Here is a 19498-nt window from a genome sequence, read left to right on the forward strand (position 1 = left end):
GCGCTGTATCTCCACTGCCTGCCCGCCGACATCAACGGCGTCTCCTGTGTGGACGGCGAGGTGGAGGCCGGTGTCTTTGACCGCTACCGCACCCCCCTCTACAGGGAGGCCAGCTTCAAGCCCTATATTATCGCCGCCATGATCTTCCTGGCCCAATGTGAAAAGCCCGTGGAGATGCTCCGGGAGCTGGAGCGCCGGGGCCGGGTCCGGAGGAAGAAGTAAGGACCCATATCCGCGGGAGAGACAGCGCCCGCGCGGCGGCCGAAAGGCTGGAAAGGGGGATTGCCTATGAAACCCAAGCGCATTGTTCTGGCTCTGGGGGGAAACGCCCTGGGGGAAAACCTGCCTGAGCAGATGAAAGCCGTAAAGCGCACCGTCAAGACTATCGCCGACCTCCTAGAGGAGGGACATCAGATGGTCATTACCCACGGCAACGGTCCCCAGGTGGGGATGATCAACATGGCCATGACCACGCTCTCCCGGGAGGACCCCAGCCACCCCATGGCCCCTCTCTCGGTATGTACCGCCATGAGCCAAGGCTACATCGGCTATGACCTCCAGAACGCCCTGCGGGAGGAACTGCTGAACCGTGGCGTTCGCCGCAGCGTGGCCACGGTGCTCACCCAGGTGGAGGTAGACCCCGCAGACCCGGCTTTCCAGCATCCCACCAAGCCCATCGGAGCCTTTATGACCCAGGCGGAGGCGGAGGAGATGCGCCGCCGGGGAAATCCGGTCATGGAGGATGCCGGGCGGGGCTGGCGCCGGGTGGTGGCCTCTCCACGGCCCCGCCGGGTGGTGGAGCTGGACACCATCCGCACACTGGCCGATGCGGGACAGATCGTCATCGCCTGCGGCGGAGGCGGCATCCCGGTGTTGCCGGATGGCAACCACCTGCGGGGCGCCGGCGCCGTGGTAGACAAGGATTTCACCGCGGAGCTCCTGGCGGAGGAACTGGGGGCGGACTGCCTCATGATCCTCACCGCCGTGGAAAAGGTGGCAGTCCACTTTGGAAAGCCCAATCAGCGTTGGCTCACCCATATGACCGTGCCTGTGGCGGAAAAATACATCGCGGAAGGACAGTTTGCCCCCGGTTCCATGCTGCCCAAGGTGGAGGCCGCTGTGGCGTTCGCCAAGTCGAGCCCCGGCCGGCAGACCCTGATCACCCAGTTGGAGAAGGCGCTGGACGGGATGCGGGGTCAGACCGGGACCATCATCGGCTGATGGGACCCATTGAAAAGGGGGCTGGACGCCCCCTTTCTTTTTGGACAAAACTGTGTTATATTACCTTTAAAAGGAGGTGTGTTTTGTGGAAGTTGGCAGAAGTCTGACTCGCGTAGACGCCTTTGACAAGGTGACGGGGCGGGCCAAGTATACGGACGATCTCCACGGTGAGGCCATCCTTGTGGCCAGAATCCTCCACAGCACCATTGCAAACGGCGTGGTCAGATCCATGGACATTTCAGAAGCCCAGGCGGTCCCCGGCGTGGTGAAGGTGCTCACCTGTTTTGATGTGCCCGACATCCAGTATCCCACGCCGGGCCATCCCTGGAGTGTGGAGGAGGCACACCAGGACGTGGCCGACCGAAAGCTGCTGGCCACCCGGGTACGCATCTATGGGGACGACATCGCCGTAGTGGTAGCGGAAAATGAGCTGGCAGCGCAGCGGGGGCTGGAGGCCATCCGGGTGGAGTATGAGGAGTACCCCGTTTGCACCACGCCGGAACAGGCGATGGCGGAGGGGGCCCTTCCCATCCACGAGGAGCACCCGGACAATGTCTTGAAGCACACTCTGTTCAACGTGATCACCCCGGGCGCGGCGGTAAAGGATGTGGATGAGGTCTTTGCCGATCCCGCCTACCGGGTCTTCGAGGACCACTTCGACACCCAGGCCGTTCAGCACTGCCACATCGAGAACCCGGTGTCTTACGCCTATATGGAAGCCGGGCGCATCGTGGTGGTGTCCTCCACCCAGATCCCCCATATCGTCCGCCGCGTCATCGGCCAGGCCCTGGGCATCGGCTGGGGCAACATACGGGTCATCAAGCCCTATATCGGCGGCGGGTTCGGGAATAAACAGGAGGTACTCTACGAACCTCTCAATGCCTGGATCACCACCCAGGTGGGCGGCCGGCCGGTGAAACTGGAGTGCACCCGGGAGGAGACCTTTCAAAATACCCGCTCCCGCCATCCCATCCACTTCGACCTGAAGGCCGCCGTGGGGCCGGATATGCGCCTTATGGCCCGGGAGTGCCGGGCGGTCTCCAATCAGGGGGGATACGCCTCCCACGGCCATGCCATCGTGGCCAATGCCGTCACCGGTTTCCGCCAGACCTATCCCGATGTCCTGGCCCACCGCTCCGAGGCATGGACGGTGTACACCAATCTGGGCTCTACCGGCGCCATGCGGGGCTATGGCATCCCGCAGTGCAATTTTGCCGGCGAGTGCATGATGGACGACATCGCCCGGGAGATGGGGTGGGATCCGCTGGAATTCCGGCTGAAAAACAGTATGCCGCTGGGCTACGTGGACCCCACCAACGGCATCACGTGCCACTCCACCGGACTCCGGGACTGCATCCGGAAGGGTGCGGATTTCATCAGGTGGAGGGAGCTGCGGGAGAAATATGCCCATGAGACCGGAGCCATCCGCCGGGGTGTGGGCATGGCGGTCTTTTCCTATAAGACCGGCGTGTGGCCCATCTCCCTGGAGACCTCGTCGGCCCGGATCATCCTCAACCAGGACGGTACCGTGCAGCTCCAGCTCGGGGCCACGGAGATCGGACAGGGGGGCGACACCGTCTTTTCCCAGATGTGCGCGCAGGCCGTGGGCATCCCCACCGAGGATGTACATATCGTCTCTTTCCAGGACACCGACACGGCGCCCTTTGACACCGGTGCCTATGCATCCCGGCAGACCTATGTCACCGGTAAGGCCATCAAAAGGGCGGGAGATATCTTCCGGGACAAGGTACTGGACTATGCAGCCGAGCTCACCGATCTGGACCCGGGCAATCTGGACATCCGGGGCCGGGATGTGGTGTCCACAGTCAGCGGCGCGCCTGTGCTGCGCATGGCGGACCTGGCGATGGAGGCCTTTTACTCTCTGCAGCACTGTGTCCACATCACCGCTGAGGCCACCGTCCAGTGCAAGAACAATACCTTTTCCTTCGGCTGCTGCTTTGCCGAGGTGGAGGTGGACATCCCGGTGGGCAAGGTGCGGGTGCTCCGCATCGTGAATGTTCACGATTCCGGAAGGCTCATCAATCCCAAGCTGGCCGAGGCACAGGTGCACGGCGGCATGAGCATGGGGATGGGATATGCCCTCTCAGAGGAGATGAAGTACGATGACAAGGGCCGCCTCCTCAACGGCAATCTGCTGGACTATAAGCTGCCCACCGCGATGGACCACCCGGAGCTCCACGCCCTCTTCGTGGAGACCGACGACCCCTCGGGGCCCTTTGGGAACAAATCCCTGGGAGAGCCGCCGGCCATTCCTGTGGCCGGCGCGATCCGAAACGCCGTGCTCCAGGCCACCGGCGTGGGCCTCCGCCGCCTGCCCATGAATCCGCAGCGGCTGGTGGAGGCCTTTACGGAGGCGGGACTCATCGAGAAAGTGGGGGATTGAGCCGTGTACGATATTCAATCCATTTACCGGGCCGTATCCGTGGAGGACGCCATTTCGGCGCTGCAAAAGGACCCGTCGGCCGTTGTCATCGCGGGCGGCTCCGATGTGCTCATCAAGATCCGGGAGGGAAAGCTAGCCGACAGCCGTCTGGTGTCCATCCACGGACTGCGGGAGGAGCTGGAGGGGGTGACGCTGCTGGAAAACGGCGATATCGCCGTGGGACCTCTGACCACCTTCCGGGGCGTCACCGGCAGCGAGATCATTCAGGAGAGGGTCTCCGTGCTGGGGGAGGCCACCGATTTGGCCGGCGGACCCCAGCTCCGGGCAGTGGGGACCATCGGCGGCAACGTCTGTAACGGCGTCACCTCTGCCGACTCGGCCCCCACCCTTATGGCCCTGGACGTCCGGATGCACCTGCGGGGCCCCGCGGGCTGGCGGATTGTGCCCATTTCCCAGTGGTATCAGGGGGTGGGCAAAGTGGACCTCGGCCCCGCCGAGCTCCTGTGCAGAATTGTGATCCCAAAAGAAAATTATGACGGCTGGAGCGGACACTATATCAAATACGCCCAGCGCAACGCCATGGACATCGCCACACTGGGGGTCTCCTGTCTGGTCCGGCTTTCCGCAGACAAGAGGATCTGTGAGGATGTGCGCCTCGCCTTTGGCGTGGCCGCGCCGACGCCCATCCGTGCCCGGACGGCGGAGGAGGGGGTCCGCGGCCTCCCCGTATCGGAAGCGGCTGCGCGGCTTGGAAGCCTGGCGCTGGAGGACGTCAGCCCACGGACCAGCTGGCGGGCCTCCAGGGAATTTCGCCTCCAGCTCATCCGGGAACTGTCCGGGCGGGCCCTGCTGGAGGCGGCCCGGAAGGGAGGGGCGCAGCTATGATGGAAATTCTGCACTGCACCGTCAACGGAAGGCCGGTGGAGGTGGGGTACGACCTGCGGGAGTCCCTGCTGGACACCCTGCGGGACCGGTTGGGCCTTACCAGCGTCAAGCGGGGCTGCGAGGTAGGGGAGTGCGGGGCTTGTACTGTTCTGGTGGACGGCGTGGCCATCGACTCCTGCATCTATCTCACCTGTTGGGCGGAGGGAAAACACATCCTGACTGTGGAAGGACTCCAGGGGGAAAATGGGGAGCTTACCGAGATCCAGAAGGCGTTTATCGAGGAGGCCGCCGTCCAGTGCGGCTTCTGCACCCCGGGCATCATTCTCTCCGCTGTGGAGATTGTGGGAACAGGGCGAACGTACACACGGGAGGAGCTCCGAAAGCTGATCTCCGGCCATCTGTGCCGCTGCACCGGCTATCAGAACATCCTCAACGCCGTGGAGAAGGCGGTCAACGTCTGCAACGGCTACGTGGGGGAGAAACAGAGTTAAAAAGGAGCAGCCCGCCATACGGCGGGCTGCTCCTTTTTAATAGGGCCGGGCGGGGAGAAAAAAGATTCCCCGGACAGATGTCCGGGGAATCTTGATAAGAAAAACTCAGGCGGTCATATCCTTGAGGTCCTCGGCCACAGTGAAGTCCGCGGCGGTAGCGGCCTTCACATCATCTACCGTGAACTCAGGGTTGATCTCGGTCATCACCAGGCCGTCCTTGGTCACATTGAATACGCACATCTCGGTGATGATCTTGGTGACACAGTGCACGGCGGTATAGGGCAGGGTGCACTTCTTCAGGATTTTGGGGTTGCCCTTGGCGGTGTGCTCCATGGCCACGATGACTTCCTTGGCGCCCACCAGCAGGTCCATGGCGCCGCCCATACCAGGCATCTTCTTGCCGGGGATGATCCAGTTGGACAGAGAGCCCTCCTGATCGACCTCCAGACCGCCCAGGATGGTGGCGTTCACATGGCCGCCGCGGATAAAGGCAAAGGAGGTGGCGGAATCGATGTAACAGCCGCCCTTGGCAGCCTGAGCGGGAGAGCCGCCGGCATCGGTCTTGTAGGCGGGTTCAGCGTCGGCGCCGGTGGGTTTGGCGCCGGTGCCGATGATGCCGTTCTCAGACTGAAGAATCACATGTACGCCCTCGGGCAGGTAGGCGGGGACCAGGGTGGGCAGGCCGATGCCCAGATTCACCACGTCGCCGTCCTTGAGCTCCTTGGCAACACGCTTGGCGATAAAGCCCTTGATCTCAGACTTTTCCATTACAGCTTCCCTCCATCCACGATGTATTTGATGTAGGCGCCGGGGGTGACAACGTTCTCAGGCTCGATGTCGCCGATCTCGACCACGTGATCGGCCTCGGCGATAACGATGTCAGCGGCGGTGGCGGCTACAGTGTTGAAGTTGCGGGTGGTGCCCTTGTACCACATGTTGCCGGCCTTGTCGACGAAATGGGCGTTGACCAGAGCAAAGTCGGCCTTCAAGGCCTTCATGAGCAGGTACTCCTTGCCGTCGATGGTCTGCTTGCCCAGGCAGAGAGGGGAGTCCTCCACGATGGTACCCACGCCGGTGGGGGTGAGCACGCCGCCCAGGCCCGCGCCGCCGGCACGGATCATCTCGGCCAGAGAGCCCTGGGGGACCAAGTCCACGGTGAGGGTCTTGTCCACCATGTTCTGAGTGCCCACGTCGGGAGTCATGCCCACATGGGTGGCGATGACGCGCTTGACTTGGTGGTTGTGTACTAGTTTGGCCATGCCGTACAGGTCGCCGTTGGGGCCGGTGGCCATGCCGCAGTCGTTGCCAATGATGGTGAAGTCCTTCTTGCCACTTTTGGACAGGGCATCGATGATATGGTGAGCGCTGCCGCAGCCCAGGAAGCCGCCGAACATGATGGTAGCCCCATCGGGGATCATGGCGATGGCTTCCTCAACAGAAATAATTTTTGCCACTGTTACGTTCCCTCCTAAAATTGTTTCTATGCTGACTTCGGCGGACGGACTCTGCCCGCCCGCCGAAGAACCGCAAGCTTATTTTAGCACTTTTCAAAGATGGTGGCAACGCCCATGCCGCCGCCGATGCAGAGGGTGGCGAGGCCCTTCTTGGCGTCGTCGCGCTTGAGCATCTCGTGGAGCAGGGTGACGATAATCCGGGCGCCGGAAGCGCCGACAGGGTGGCCGATGGCGATGGCACCGCCGTTGACGTTGACCTTGCTCATGTCGAATTTCAGCTCACGGGCAACCGCCACGGACTGGGCGGCAAAAGCCTCGTTGGCTTCCACCAGGTCGATGTCCTCGATGGTCACGCCGGCCTTTGCCATGGCGTTCTTGGAGGCGGGCACAGGGCCCACGCCCATGATCTTCGGGTCCACGCCGCCCTGGCCCCAGCCGATCAGCTTGAACATGGGCTTCAGGCCATACTTCTCCACGGCCTCCTTGGAGGCCAGAACAATGGCGGCGGCGCCGTCGTTGATACCAGAGGCGTTGGCGGCGGTCACGCGGCCGCCGTCGGGCTTGAAGGCGGGCTTCAGCTTGGCCATCTTCTCCAGGGAGACGTCGCCCTTAATGAACTCGTCGGTCTTGAACTCCACGATCTCCTTCTTCACCTTCACGGGCACAGGCACGATCTCGTCGTTGAAGCGGCCGGAGTCACGGGCGGCGGCGGCCTTCTTCTGAGAGTTGTAGGCGAACTCATCCAGCTCCTCGCGGGTGATGCCCCACTGATCGCAGACATTCTCGGCGGTGATGCCCATGTGATAATTATTGAAGGCGTCGGTCAGACCGTCGTTCACCATGGTGTCGATGATCTTGTTGTTGTTCATCCGGGCGCCCCAGCGGGCGGCGGGGATGGAGTAGGGGGCCGCGGACATGTTCTCGGTGCCGCCGGCCACGATGATGTCGGCATCACCGGCGACAATGGAGCGGGCACCCTCAATGACGCTCTTCATGCCGGAGCCGCAGACCATGCCCACGGTGTAGGCGGGGACCTCAATGGGAATCCCGGCCTTGAGGGAGGCCTGGCGGGCCACGTTCTGGCCCAGGCCGGCGGTCAGAATGCAGCCAAACATGACCTCATCCACATTCTCGGGGGCAACATTGGCGCGCTTGAGCGCTTCCTTGATGACAATGGCACCCATCTCGGGAGCCGGAACGTCCTTCAAGGACCCGCCGAACGAGCCGACAGCGGTACGGCAGCAGTTCACAACATAGACTTCTCTCATGGGACTAACCTCCATAAATTAAGTATTTTTGTATTTTGCTTTCCCATCCTTATGCTTCGTGGTTTATTATATATGATTGTCCCATAAAAAGCAACGGGACCTTTGAGAATTGTTTGTGTATAAGTTAAGGTTTTTTTATACTTTGTGGTATATCGCGGAACTTAATTGCCGGATGTTCTGATCAGCGGAACCAGATGAGAGAAAACAAAGAGATTGTCTGCATATAGGCTCGAATTGGTATTACCAATATAAAGGCAACTTGGAGGCCGCGGGATCGGAGCGTCAGGCGGCAAGGGCTATTTTGCGGGGGAAGGGAGCGGTGTGGCCCTGTACTCCTCCACCAACCGGGCGGCCAGTTTCAGCGCGTCCTCTCCCTTACGCACCTTGAGGGCCAGGTAGGGATTTTCCCCGGCGGAGAAGAGAAGGCGGCCCCGGTAGGCCGCTCCACCGCACAGAGAGGAGACCTTGGCGAAATCCACCTGGGCCAGCGTGAAGTTCAGGCGTTCCCCTTTCTGGGCGATCTCTGTAATGCCGCAGCCGGCAGCGGCGGCGCGGAGCAGCGCCACGGAGATGAGATTGTTTACGGTCCGCGGGGGATCTCCGTAGCGGTCGATGAGCTCATCCACCAGGTCGTCGGCCTCCTCTTCGCTGCGGATACGGGCGATGCGGCGGTAGAGGTCCATGCGCTGTTCCGGCGAGGGGACATATCGATCCGGGATAGAGGCGGCCACCGCCAGATCGGCGGCGCATTCGGCCTGGACCTTGGGCGTCTCGCCCCTCTGTTCCAGGACCGCCTCCTCCAAAAGCTTCAGGTACATATCATAGCCCACGCTGACCAGGAAGCCGGACTGCTCGGGACCCAGCACGTTACCCGCGCCCCGGATCTCCAGGTCCCGCATGGCGATTTTGAACCCAGAGCCGAATTCGGCGAACTCCCGGATGGCAGAAAGGCGCTTGGCCTGGACCTCGGTGAGCACTTTGCCCTGGCGGTAGGTCATATAGGCGAAGGCGCGACGGGCGGAGCGCCCTACCCGACCCCGGAGCTGGTGGAGCTGGGCAAGCCCCATCCTGTCCGCATCCTCTATGATGAGCGTATTGGCGTTGGGGATATCGATACCGGTTTCGATGATGGTGGTACACACGAGAATGTCCACCTCGCCGTCGGTCATCCGGCTCATGACATCGTTGATCTCTTCCTGGGTCATGCGGCCATGGGCGATGGCGATGCCTGCATCAGGCAGCATGGCCTGGATACGGGCCGCCGTGCGCTCGATGGTCTCCACACGGTTGTGGAGATAGTACACCTGGCCGCCCCGCTCCAGCTCGCGGCTCATGGCGTCGCCCAGCACGGACCAGTCGTGCTCAAGCACATAGGTCTGGACCGGTTGGCGGTCCTGGGGCGGCTCCTCCAGGGTAGACATGTCACGGATACCGGAGAGGGCCATGTTCAGCGTGCGGGGAATGGGGGTGGCGGAGAGTGTAAGCACGTCCACCTGCTTGGAGAGCTCCTTGAGCTTCTCTTTGTGCTGGACGCCGAACCGCTGCTCCTCATCCACCACCAGCAGCCCCAGGTCCTTAAAGTGGACATCCTTATTGAAAAGGCGGTGGGTCCCGATGAGCAGGTCCACCTTTCCGGACTGCACGTTCATCAGCGTGGCCTTCATCTGGGCCGGTGTACGAAAGCGGCTCACCACATCGATCTCCACGGGGAACTGCGCAAAGCGGCGTTTGGCGGTGAGAAGGTGCTGCCGGGCCAGCACGGTGGTGGGGGCCAGGATGGCCGCCTGTTTGCCGTCCAGCACACATTTCATGATGGCACGGAAGGCCACCTCCGTCTTGCCGTAGCCCACATCCCCGCAGAGAAGCCGGTCCATGGGCTTGGGCGTCTCCATATCGCGTTTGATCTCCTCGATGCATCGGAGCTGGTCGTCGGTCTCAGCGTACTCGAACTGATCCTCGAACTCCTTCATCCAAGGGGAGTCGGGCGAGAAGGCATAGCCGGGCATGCGCTCCCGCTCCGCGTAGAGCTGGATGAGCCCCTTGGCCAGGTCCTGGACCGCCTTCCGCGCCCGGGTCTTGGCCTTTTCCCAGTCGGTGCCCCCAAGCTTGGAAAGCTTTTTATGCTCGGTGTCATCGCCGGAGCCGATGTACTTGGACACCAGGTCGAGCTGGGTGGCGGGCACATAAAGAATATCGGACCCGGCATAGGCGATTTTTACATAGTCTTTCTGCACGCCGTCGGCGGACATTTTTACCATGCCCACATACCGGCCGATGCCATGGTGCTCATGGACCACCAGATCGCCGGGGGAGAGGTCGGCATAGGAGTCCAGCTTCTGGCGGTTGGATGCCTTCCTGCTTTTCGGCTTTTTGACGGGGGCGGCCCGCCCTTCGGTAAGTACGGCCAGTCTGGCGTCCGGATACTCAAAGCCGGCGGAGAGGCCCCCCACGCAGATGACCGTCTTGCCGGGCGCGGGCAGATCGTGGAGGGCGAAGTCCACGGCGGAGCGGACCTTCCGCTCCCGCAGCAGCGACTGGAGGTTCAGACAGCGCTGCTCGCCGGCGGCCAGGGCGATGGACCGGAAGCCCACGGACTGGTAGTGCTCCAGGTCGGCGGCGGCGGTCTCCGGGCTCGCGCCGTAGGAGGGGAGCTGTTTGGCCATCACGTCCAGAAGCGATCTGGGACGCAGGGGGTAGGAGGACGAGGAAAAGGTGTCCAGAAAGACCACGGGGTAGTCGGAAAGCCCGTGGGACAGGTCGTCCATGGTGCGGGAGAAGGCGGCCAGCTCCCCAGGGAGGAGGCCGGACTCCATCAGGGTCTTGGCGTCCTCCTCCAGCCGCCACTGGTAGTTCCTGGCCCGCTCCGCCACGCGGGGACTTTCAGAGAGGCAGACCACGGCGTCCTCGGGGAGATAGTCGACTGCTGTGGACATCTGAGGATAAATAAGGGCGATGTACCGGTCCACGGCGGGAAAGGAGCCCCCCGCCTCCAGGCGGTCCCGGTCCTCGACCAGGGTGGCGAGAAGCTCCGGCTGTGGGTGTTTGGCCCGTTTTACCCGGGAAATGAGCTGGTCCATGGACTCCAGGAGCCCGGGATAGCCTCCGGGGGCAAACTGAGGGAGGACTTCTGCCACCGGAAGAATCTCCGCCTCCTCCCGGTTTTCCGTCCTGCGCTGACTGGAGGGGTCAAACAGACCCATGGAGTCGATCTCATCTCCAAAAAATTCGCATCGGACAGGCCGGTCGTAAGCAGGGGAGAAAAAGTCCAGAATACCGCCCCGCAGAGCAAACTGGCCCGCGCCCTCCACCTGCTCACAGCGGGCATATCCCGCGGCGGCAAGGCGTTCGGCCAGCTCCGGCAGGTCATGGACCTCCCCCACGCGCAGGGTCTGTGCCGCCTGGGACAGCAGTGTTTTCGGGAGGGTCCGCTGGAGGAGGGCATCCACAGTGGCCACGACCAGCGGCGCCCGCCCGGTGGACATGGCCCGGAGAACGGAGAGCCGCCGGTGCTCCCACTGGCGGGAGACCACGGCGGCGTTGTGGAAGGTAAACTCCCTGGCGGGCAGCCGAAGGACCGTCTCCCCGGTCAGAGCGGCCAGGTCCTCCCCCAGACGGGCGGCCTCGGTCTCGTCGGCGCACAGAAGGACCACCGGACGCCCGGTATTAGCCCGGATGCCGGCGGCAAAATGGGCGCGGTGGACCGCCGCCAGCCCTGTGACGGCCGCGGGACACCCGCCGGAGTCGATGGCCGCCAGAAGCTGGGAAAATTCCGGGACCTGGGATAAGATCGAGAGCAATTGATTCATAACAGGCGGTACTCCTTGGATCAGGTTTCTCCGGCGACCGGCGCGGAGCTGCGGAGCAGTGCTTCCGCGTCGGCGCGGTGGTGGAGCCACCCACCGTGGGCGGCGGCGTATTCCAGATGGGGGCGGGCCTCCTCCGACCGGCCCGCATTTCAGGCAGAGGCGGCCCAGCAACAGACGGACTCATACGGAAGTGTAGCGGTCGGGAGCGGGAGCCATCGGGGAGAGCAGGTCAGCCTCCAGGCCGACACGCTCTTCCTGGTCAAACCGGAGCAGCAGACCGTTGAGACAGAGGTTCCACTGGAGGGAAAAACGATTTTCCCCGCTCATAGGTCCATGGCGGAAGGATTCCGCGGCCCGGTTGTGGTCTTCCGCCGCCTCCTGCCAGAGTTCGACGCCGGCGAGGGCGCAGCTCAGGGCATACCAATAAGGCGGCACGGACCAAGGCATGGTTGGGAAAGACGGCATCGGGCTCCATCCGGCACAGGAGGGAGAGCGCAGTGCTCTCCTCCCCCATATCCATGCTGACATCCGCCAGATTGAGGGCATGGAGGAAGTAGAGCTGGGGAGAGGAGACGGTCAGTCCGGCGTCGGCCATGGTCCTGCGGGAGACATCCAGCAGCGGTCCCGGGTCGCAGTCCTCTTTCAGATGCCGCATGGCGCGTTCGCCGCTGTGGGCGGTGCGGTGCATGTGGAATAGATTCGCCCAATTTCCCATGCCGGACCCTCCTCAGAATCAGAGCGGCCGGGGAGAAGGCCCCATCAGCCGTTGTAGCGGTTCATGGCCTCCTCGGGGCCCCGTTCGATGAGGCATTCCACTGCGTCGGCGGCGCGCTTCACCGCAGCTTCCACCGCTTTTTTGTCCTCGCCCTGGAACTTTCCCAGGACCCAGTCGGCCATATCACAGGCGGGGTGGGGCTTCTGGCCCACCCCCACCCGAACCCGGGGAAACTGGTCGGTGCCAAGGTGGGCAATGATGTTTTTCAGGCCGTTGTGGCCGCCGGCACTGCCGTTTTTTCGGACCCGGATCTTTCCAGGGGGAAGGGCCACCTCGTCGGAGACCACCAGGACCCGCTCCGGAGGGATCTTGTAAAAGGAAGCGGCCTCGTGTACCGCTTCGCCGGAGAGATTCATGTAGGTCATAGGCTTCATGAGCAGGACCTTCCGGCCGCCCAGCGTCACCGTGTTGGTGAGGGCGCGGAACTTCAGGCGCTGAACGGGTACGTTCAGGCGGTCCGCCAGCTCGTCGGCCACCATAAAACCCGCGTTATGGCGGGTATTCTCGTACTGGTCGCCAGGATTGCCCAGGCAGACCAGCAGCCAGTCCACACCGCCGCTCTTTGGGGAGAAGAACATGGTTTCACCTCGATGATCTGGATAAGAAGCGGCCCAGCAAGGGGAGGGGACTCCGGCGCAAGGCGGGCGCCCAGCCTTACAGAGGCCGACTTTCTTCCGATGCACAACGGGGGCGAAGCTGCCGCTCCGCCCCTGTCGCAGTGTTCAGTTGAAGCCGATCAGTTGAAGAGCTTGGAGACGGAGATCTCCTCGTAGATGCGCTCGATGGCCTCGGCAAACATCTCAGCCACGGAGAGATACTTGATTTTAGCACACTTTACCTCAGGACGCGCGGGAATGGTGTCGAGGAAGATGACCTCGTCCAGGACGCTGTCCTCAATGCGCTGGATGGCGGGACCGGAGAGAACGCCGTGGGAAGCGCAGGCGGTGACGGACTTGGCGCCGCCCACCTCGACCAGGGCCTTGGCCGCGCCGCAGAGGGAGCCGCCGGTGTCCACCATGTCGTCGAGGAGGATGACCCGCTTGTCGCGGACATCGCCGATGATGTTCATGACCTCGGAGGAGTTGGCCTTCTGGCGGCGCTTATCCACGATGGCCAGCGGCATATCCAGCTTCTGGGCAAAGGCGCGGGCGCGGGCCACAGAGCCCACGTCGGGGGAGACCACCATGACCTCCTGGTGACAGTCGGCATACTTCGTCATAAAATGATTGACAAAAATGGGAGAGCCCAGCAGATTGTCCACGGGAATGTCGAAAAAGCCCTGGATCTGATTGGCGTGCAGGTCCATGGTCAGCACCCGGTCGGCGCCGGCGCGGGTGATGAGGTTGGCCACCAGCTTGGCGGAGATGGGGTCGCGGGGCTTGGTCTTGCGGTCCTGGCGCGCATAGCCGAAATAGGGGATCACGGCGGTGACGCGCCCGGCAGAGGCACGGCGCATGGCGTCGATCATGATGAGGAGCTCCATCAGGTTATCGTTTACAGGAGAGCAGGTGGACTGGACGACAAATACGTCGGAACCACGGACGGTCTCATAGATGGAGACGGACTTCTCTCCGTCGGAGAACGTGCCCACCTCGGCGTTGCCCATCTGGGTACCCAACTTCTTGCAGATGTCCAGCGCCAGCTTGGGGTTGGAGTTGCCGGAGAAAATCTTGATGTCCTTGCCGTGTGCGATCATTTCAGCATCCCTCTCATTTTTTGTGATGTGTTTCACATAATTTGCAGGCGTTCCCGCCTGGAAGCTACGTTATTTCCGGCCCTTGGCCCTGCGGCGTTTGGCGGCCCACTGCACTTTGATGGTCTGGGGCGAGCGGGCGATGCACAGGCTGTCCGCCGGCACATCCTCGGTGACGGTGCTGCCCGCTGCGGTGTAGGCCCTGTCCCCGATTTTCACAGGGGCCACCAGATTGGTATTGCAGCCGATAAAGGCGTGGTCGCCGATGGTGGTGCGGTATTTGGCCGTGCCGTCATAGTTCACTGTGACAGTGCCGCAGCCGAAATTCACATGGTCGCCCACGTCGGAATCCCCCACGTAGGTGAGGTGGGAGATCTTGGTGCCGTCGCCGATGGTGGAGTTTTTGAGCTCCACAAAGTCGCCCACCTTCACGTCGGCGCCCACATGGCAATGGGGCCGGACATAGGCAAAGGGGCCCACCTTGGTCCGGTCGGCCACGGTGGACTCGTTGAGCTGGGAGGCGTTCACCGTCACACCGTCGCCGATGACACAGTCCTGGATCATGGAATTGGGGCCGATCTCGCAGTCGGCGCCGATGGTGGTCTTGCCCCGAAGGATGGTGCCGGGTAGGATCACCGTACCCTTGCCGACCCGCACGGTAGGGTCGGAAAAGAAGGAGCCGGGGTCGATGAACCGGGCGCCCATCCGCTCCAGACGGCTCACCTCCAGCACCTGCGCCTGACCCTGGTACATGCGCCACATGGCGGGGTTCCGGCTCTGGAGGGGCATGGCGCAGGTCTCGCTCACCGCGCCGCCATGGAGCTTGAGGGCACCGGCGAAGTCCTCGCCGGCGGCCAGGTCGGCGGCCAGGACCTCGGTGGACATGCAGTACATGCCGGTCTCCACCTTGGGAGACTGTCCGGCGGGCAGGAAGTTGAGTCCGTCCGGCGCCAGAAGCACCGGGCGGGTGACGACCACCACCTTGCCCGGTTCCCGGGTGAGGAAAGCGGAGAGCTTTGCGCCGGCGTCGTCCGCGCCGGTGGTGACAAATTCCGTATCCGCGGGGAAACAGGCTGCAGCCGCCTCACGGTCATCATCGTGGCAGACCACCAGAAAACGGCCCACTCCTGCGCTTTTCAGGGCTTCGCACAGCCACACCGCGCCGGGAGAAAACAGCAGCTTCTCCAGCAGCAGGGGCATTTCATTGGCGTGATCGCGGGGCAGAAATACAACGGCGCCCACAGATTCCATATCCAAGCCTCCCAGAAAAAAGTCGAACGGACACAGTATAGCATATAAGAAGGGAAAAAGCGATGTCCAGTCTTGCAAGAACATTATATCAGAGCGAGAGGTTTTTTGCACTGATATATAAAAAATTTTCGTACAGGAATACAAAAAGCCGGCCTCGCCCCCTGAAAGGGGCGCGGCCAGCTTCCTGTTATACGGCGGCGGCAATTCGGCGGCGATATTTGCGGTTCCGGATGCGGCGGATACCGTGGTAGAGGTGGGAGACCTCAGCGGTGGCGCACAGTTTGTCCGCCAGATTGACCACTAGGGACTCCTTGTAGCGGGGCATCCGGCGGGAGAGGGGCCACATGTGGGAGATGATGATGTTCTCCTCCATAGGGGTGAGGCTCCCGCACAGGGCCCAGGCATTCTTCAGCGCAGCCACCGGATGGGCGAAGCACTGATTGCCGTAGTAGGCGGGCTTGTTCCGGGCATCATAGAGATAGAGGTCATGGAGCAGCCCCGCTCTGGCCGCGGCCCTGTAGTCCAGGCCCCAGCGGCGGGCCAGACGGAAGGATACATAGGCCACAAAGACCGAGTGTTCATAGCAGGAGGTGCCGGGGTGATGGGGCAGCGCCCGCATGGACTGGACTTCGGGGGAGTCCAGAAGGTCCCGGACACAGTTTACAAAACAGCGGATATTGACGTCATAGTACATGATGTGCCTTTCATATGAGCGGAATAGATTCGTGGGGAGAGCCGCGTCGGGCGGCTTTCGCCGGGACGGAGGGGAGGGCCTGCTGCTTGCAGGAGTTATTTTTTATTATAGTGTGTAAGATGGGATTTGTCATGCGATTTCTCAGGAAAATAGGAAAAACGTTATAATAAATTAAGACTTGCAGCGGCAGGTCCGTGTATACTAAACTGTACCAAGCGATCTAGTACAGTCGGAAAGGAGGCCGGAAGTGTGTTCAGCTTGAATTATCGGGACGCCCGGCCCATCTATGAGCAGGTGAAGGACGGTCTGCGGCATCTGGTGGTCACAGGGGCCATCCAGCCTGGGGACCAGCTCCCCTCGGTGCGGGCATTGGCGTCGTCCCTGGCCATCAATCCCAACACCATCCAGCGGGCCTATGAGTCGCTGGAAGCGGAGGGATATCTCTACACCATGCCGGGCAAGGGATCCTATGCTTCGGAGCAGACTGGTGTGAATCAGGACCGGCGGCGGAGGCTGCTGGAGCAGTTTGATGCCGCCGCCTCGGAACTCATCTTTCTGGGCATGACGGCGGAGGAGCTGGCCCTGCGGGTGTCCGGTGCGAAGGAGGGGAGAGTATGATCGAAGTTAAGCATGTGACAAAGACCTTTGACGGGTTTCGGGCGCTGGACGGACTCACCATGTCGGTGCCGGACGGGTCCATCTACGGCCTGGTGGGGCCCAACGGCGCGGGCAAATCCACCATTCTGCGCCACATCACCGGCATTTACCGCCAGGACGAGGGCGAGGTGCTGGTGGCGGGGGAACCGGTGTACGAGAATCCGGCGGTCAAGGCCCGCATCGCCTCCATTCCGGATGAACTCTATTATTTCCTCTCCGCCTCCACCCGGGACATGATGCGGCTCTTCCGGGGCTTTTACCCCCGCTTCGATCAGAAACGGTACGAGGCCATGAAGGACATCTTTACCACCGTAAATGAAAAACAGCCCATCCGGCGGCTCTCCAAGGGCATGCAGAAGCAGTCGGCCTTCTGGCTGGCCATGTGCTGCCGCCCTGAATTACTGGTGCTGGACGAGCCGGTGGACGGGCTGGACCCGGTGATGCGGCGTCAGGTGTGGAGCCTCCTCATGTCCGATGTGGCCGAATACGGCACCACGGTACTGGTCTCCTCCCACAACCTGCGGGAGCTGGAGGACGTGTGCGACCATGTGGGCATCCTCTCCCATGGGAAGGTCCTGGTGGAGCGGAGCCTTTCCGACCTTCAGGAGAATGTGGTAAAGATGCAGGTGGTCTTTCAGGAGAAGGAGCTTCCGCAGCTCCCCGCCGATCTGGAGATCCTCCATGTATCGCAGGTGGGGCGCATCCACACGCTTATCATACGGGGGAACGCCACCGACATCACCAACCGTCTGGCGGTCTACGCCCCCATCCTTATGGACGCCCTGCCCCTCACCCTGGAGGAGATCTTTATTTACGAGCTGGGAGGTGAGGACTATGAAGTCCGCGACATCGTGCTCTGACAGGAGGCTCTTCTATCCTGTCCTCTGGAAAAAGAACATGGCCCGGTTCTGGCCCATCTGGTCGGTATATGGAGCGTGCTGGCTCCTGGCCATGCCCCTCAACCTGCTGATGTTGCGGGCGGAGGATACTTACGGCTCTATGCTGTCTCCCCAGTATTTTGCCGATCTGGAGGTCCTCTCCATGATCACACCCGGCAGCGTGATCGCCGCGCTGGTGTTCGGCATCCTCTCTGCCATGGCGGTGTTCTCCTATCTCTACAACAGCCGCAGCGTGGGGCTCTTTCACGCGCTTCCGGTCAGGCGGGAAGGGCTGTTCCTCACCAACTACCTGTCCGGGCTCTCCTTTATGCTGCTGCCCTCTCTGGTTGTGTTTTTCTGCACCCTTTTGGCGGAGCTGGCCAAGGGATGTCCCAACATCGGGGCGCTGTGCATGTGGCTTGCCATGCAGGTGCTCCTTACGCTGTTTTTCTACTCCTTTGCCGTGTTCTGCGCCATGTTTACCGGACACATTCTGGCCCTGCCCGCCTTTTACGGGATTCTGAGCGTTCTGGCCGTGGTGATGGTCCAGCTCGTCAACGAGGTGCTGAGGGCGTTTGTCTTTGGCTATCGGTATGTGGATACCCTCAACACCCTGGGCACATGGCTGAGCCCGGTGATTCTGTTTTTGGAAAAACTGCGGGTGGACCGCGCCTGGGACACCGATGGAAATCTGGAAAGAGCCGTCTTTCAGGGCCTGGGGTACGGCCTGATCTATGCGCTGATCGGCGCTGCGCTGGCGGCGGTCGCCCTGGTGCTCTACCGCCGGCGGCATCTGGAGGGGGCGGGAGACGTGGTCACCGTGCGCTGGGTGCGGCCCATCTTCAAGTATGGGATGGCTTTCTGCTTTGCGCTGGCGCTGGGCCTGTTCCTCTACCTGTTCTTCGGCTACAACCTGCCCCAAGGGGCCTGGACGCTGCTGTGCTTCATGGTGCTCTGTGGAGCGGTGGGCTATTTTGCCGCTGAAATGTTGCTCAAAAAGAGCTTTTGGGTCTTTCTGGACAGCTGGAAGGGCTGTGTGGCGTTCTCTGCCTGTCTGGTGGTCCTGATTGCCGGGATGGAACTGGACGTGACGGGATTTGAGCGCCGGGTACCCGAGGCCGGACAAGTGACGGCAGTACGGATCAGAAATGTGAGCAGCGCGCCCTACGACAGAGGGGACGGCAGGGAAATCCACACGGCGGACCCGGAGCTCATCAGGGCGATCACGGAGCTCCACCAGAGTATCGTGGACGAGCGGGCGCGCCATGAGGGGACTACGTTCGGCGGCAGCTATGAGACGCGCACCCTGGCTGACGGGACTTATCTGGAGAGCGTACAGACCGAGGGCATTGTGAGCCTGCTGCTGACCTACGAACTGGCGGGGGGCGGCACCCTGACCCGGGACTACACCCTGGACGTCACGGAAGAAGACCTTCAAGACCCGGATTCGGCCGCGGCGCGGCTTACGGCGATCCTCAATCAGCCCGAGGTGATCCTGAACGCCTACTTCCCCCAGAGCTACGAAGGGCGGCAGATCACCAATATCAGACTGAATCTGATGGACATGGAAACGGGTGAATATGACAATTATCCCGTCCCCGCCGGATTCCGGGAGGATCTGGTGGCTGCGATAAAGGCGGATATCCAGGCCGGGCGTTTGGGACAAAGGTACCTGCTGGACGACGAGGCGCGGCTCACCAACTGCTATGTAAATGACCTTTTCATTGAGTATGCGCCGGTGGACCGGGAGAACAGCGCCGAATACGAGGGCGACGGATACAGTATCACTCTTCAGGTCAGCGCAGTGGAGACCCTGGAGTGCCTCCGGGAGGCCGGAGTACTGGACGAGACCCATATACTGGAGACCCAGGCGGAACACCAGCAGACCGAATGGCTGGAGCGCCGGGCTGAGGAACTGTTCTGGGAAGAGAATATGCGCATGGCGCCTGCGGCGGCGGAGCAGTGACCGCCTGAGCCGCGGTCATCCATCAGAAAAAGGCCCCCGGAATGCTGTGAACAGC

The 19498-nt window shown here is 62.1% G+C and carries 16 protein-coding genes and 1 pseudogene; 8 read left to right on the plus strand and 9 right to left on the minus strand.

Annotated elements, in window-relative coordinates; all coding sequences use genetic code 11:
- From ABUA09_RS13785 to xdhC, 5 genes and pseudogenes are all read left to right on the plus strand, one after another.
- A pseudogene (locus ABUA09_RS13785) lies at positions 1-222 on the plus strand (knotted carbamoyltransferase YgeW); the annotation flags it as partial.
- Between the two features lie 66 nt (positions 223-288).
- The gene (gene arcC / locus ABUA09_RS13790; protein WP_033118284.1) at positions 289-1221 is read left to right on the plus strand and encodes a carbamate kinase; all 933 of its coding nucleotides are present in this window, start codon (positions 289-291) and stop codon (positions 1219-1221) included.
- A gap of 85 nt (positions 1222-1306) precedes the next feature.
- The gene (gene xdhA / locus ABUA09_RS13795; protein WP_279203173.1) at positions 1307-3625 is read left to right on the plus strand and encodes a xanthine dehydrogenase subunit XdhA; all 2319 of its coding nucleotides are present in this window, start codon (positions 1307-1309) and stop codon (positions 3623-3625) included.
- 3 nt (positions 3626-3628) lie between these two features.
- Complete coding sequence (gene xdhB, locus ABUA09_RS13800) at positions 3629-4510, plus strand: xanthine dehydrogenase subunit XdhB (protein WP_208319959.1); 882 nt, start codon at positions 3629-3631, stop codon at positions 4508-4510.
- A complete protein-coding gene (gene xdhC / locus ABUA09_RS13805) occupies positions 4507-5001 on the plus strand; it encodes a xanthine dehydrogenase subunit XdhC (RefSeq protein ID WP_033118287.1) in 495 nt (164 codons plus the stop codon). Before xdhB ends, xdhC begins: the two co-directional genes overlap by 4 nt.
- A gap of 105 nt (positions 5002-5106) precedes the next feature.
- On the opposite strand, the gene ABUA09_RS13810 is transcribed toward xdhC, so the two are convergent.
- The 9 genes from ABUA09_RS13810 to ABUA09_RS13850 form a co-directional block, all read right to left on the minus strand.
- Positions 5107-5769 (minus strand): 3-oxoacid CoA-transferase subunit B, encoded by a 663-nt coding sequence (locus ABUA09_RS13810; protein ID WP_033118288.1) that lies wholly within the window; start codon positions 5767-5769, stop codon positions 5107-5109.
- A complete protein-coding gene (locus ABUA09_RS13815; protein ID WP_075704821.1) occupies positions 5769-6455 on the minus strand; it encodes a CoA transferase subunit A in 687 nt (228 codons plus the stop codon). The genes ABUA09_RS13810 and ABUA09_RS13815 overlap by 1 nt, the downstream gene beginning before the upstream one ends.
- 83 nt (positions 6456-6538) lie before the next feature.
- Positions 6539-7723 (minus strand): acetyl-CoA C-acetyltransferase, encoded by a 1185-nt coding sequence (locus tag ABUA09_RS13820; RefSeq protein WP_033118289.1) that lies wholly within the window; start codon positions 7721-7723, stop codon positions 6539-6541.
- A gap of 296 nt (positions 7724-8019) precedes the next feature.
- Positions 8020-11529, minus strand: coding sequence for a transcription-repair coupling factor (gene mfd, locus ABUA09_RS13825; protein ID WP_349949430.1), 3510 nt, complete (start codon positions 11527-11529; stop codon positions 8020-8022).
- Between the two features lie 259 nt (positions 11530-11788).
- On the minus strand, positions 11789-12244 hold the full coding sequence (locus ABUA09_RS13830; protein WP_349949431.1) for a hypothetical protein: 456 nt from the start codon (positions 12242-12244) through the stop codon (positions 11789-11791).
- Between the two features lie 44 nt (positions 12245-12288).
- On the minus strand, positions 12289-12882 hold the full coding sequence (gene pth, locus ABUA09_RS13835; protein WP_033118293.1) for an aminoacyl-tRNA hydrolase: 594 nt from the start codon (positions 12880-12882) through the stop codon (positions 12289-12291).
- Positions 12883-13040: 158 nt separating this feature from the next.
- Entirely contained in the window at positions 13041-14000 is a 960-nt protein-coding gene (locus ABUA09_RS13840) for a ribose-phosphate pyrophosphokinase (protein ID WP_033118294.1), read from the minus strand.
- Between the two features lie 69 nt (positions 14001-14069).
- On the minus strand, positions 14070-15248 hold the full coding sequence (locus ABUA09_RS13845; RefSeq protein ID WP_033118295.1) for a DapH/DapD/GlmU-related protein: 1179 nt from the start codon (positions 15246-15248) through the stop codon (positions 14070-14072).
- Between the two features lie 187 nt (positions 15249-15435).
- Entirely contained in the window at positions 15436-15942 is a 507-nt protein-coding gene (locus ABUA09_RS13850; RefSeq protein ID WP_033118296.1) for an HD domain-containing protein, read from the minus strand.
- Between the two features lie 249 nt (positions 15943-16191).
- On the opposite strand from ABUA09_RS13850, the gene ABUA09_RS13855 reads away from it, so the two are divergent.
- Genes ABUA09_RS13855 through ABUA09_RS13865 form a run of 3 tightly spaced genes read left to right on the plus strand, consistent with a single transcriptional unit; the run spans position 16192 to position 19443 of the window.
- Positions 16192-16560, plus strand: coding sequence for a GntR family transcriptional regulator (locus ABUA09_RS13855; protein ID WP_033118297.1), 369 nt, complete (start codon positions 16192-16194; stop codon positions 16558-16560).
- Positions 16557-17459: an ABC transporter ATP-binding protein gene (locus tag ABUA09_RS13860; protein ID WP_033118298.1), complete on the plus strand. Its 903-nt coding sequence runs from the start codon at positions 16557-16559 to the stop codon at positions 17457-17459. Before ABUA09_RS13855 ends, ABUA09_RS13860 begins: the two co-directional genes overlap by 4 nt.
- A complete protein-coding gene (locus tag ABUA09_RS13865) occupies positions 17434-19443 on the plus strand; it encodes an ABC transporter permease (protein WP_279203060.1) in 2010 nt (669 codons plus the stop codon). Before ABUA09_RS13860 ends, ABUA09_RS13865 begins: the two co-directional genes overlap by 26 nt.
- The last annotated feature ends 55 nt before the right edge of the window (positions 19444-19498 follow it).

The sequence above is a fragment of the Intestinimonas sp. RTP31139st1_F5_RTP31139_211217 genome, from assembly GCF_040226735.1.
Lineage (GTDB): Bacteria > Bacillota > Clostridia > Oscillospirales > Oscillospiraceae > Intestinimonas > Intestinimonas butyriciproducens.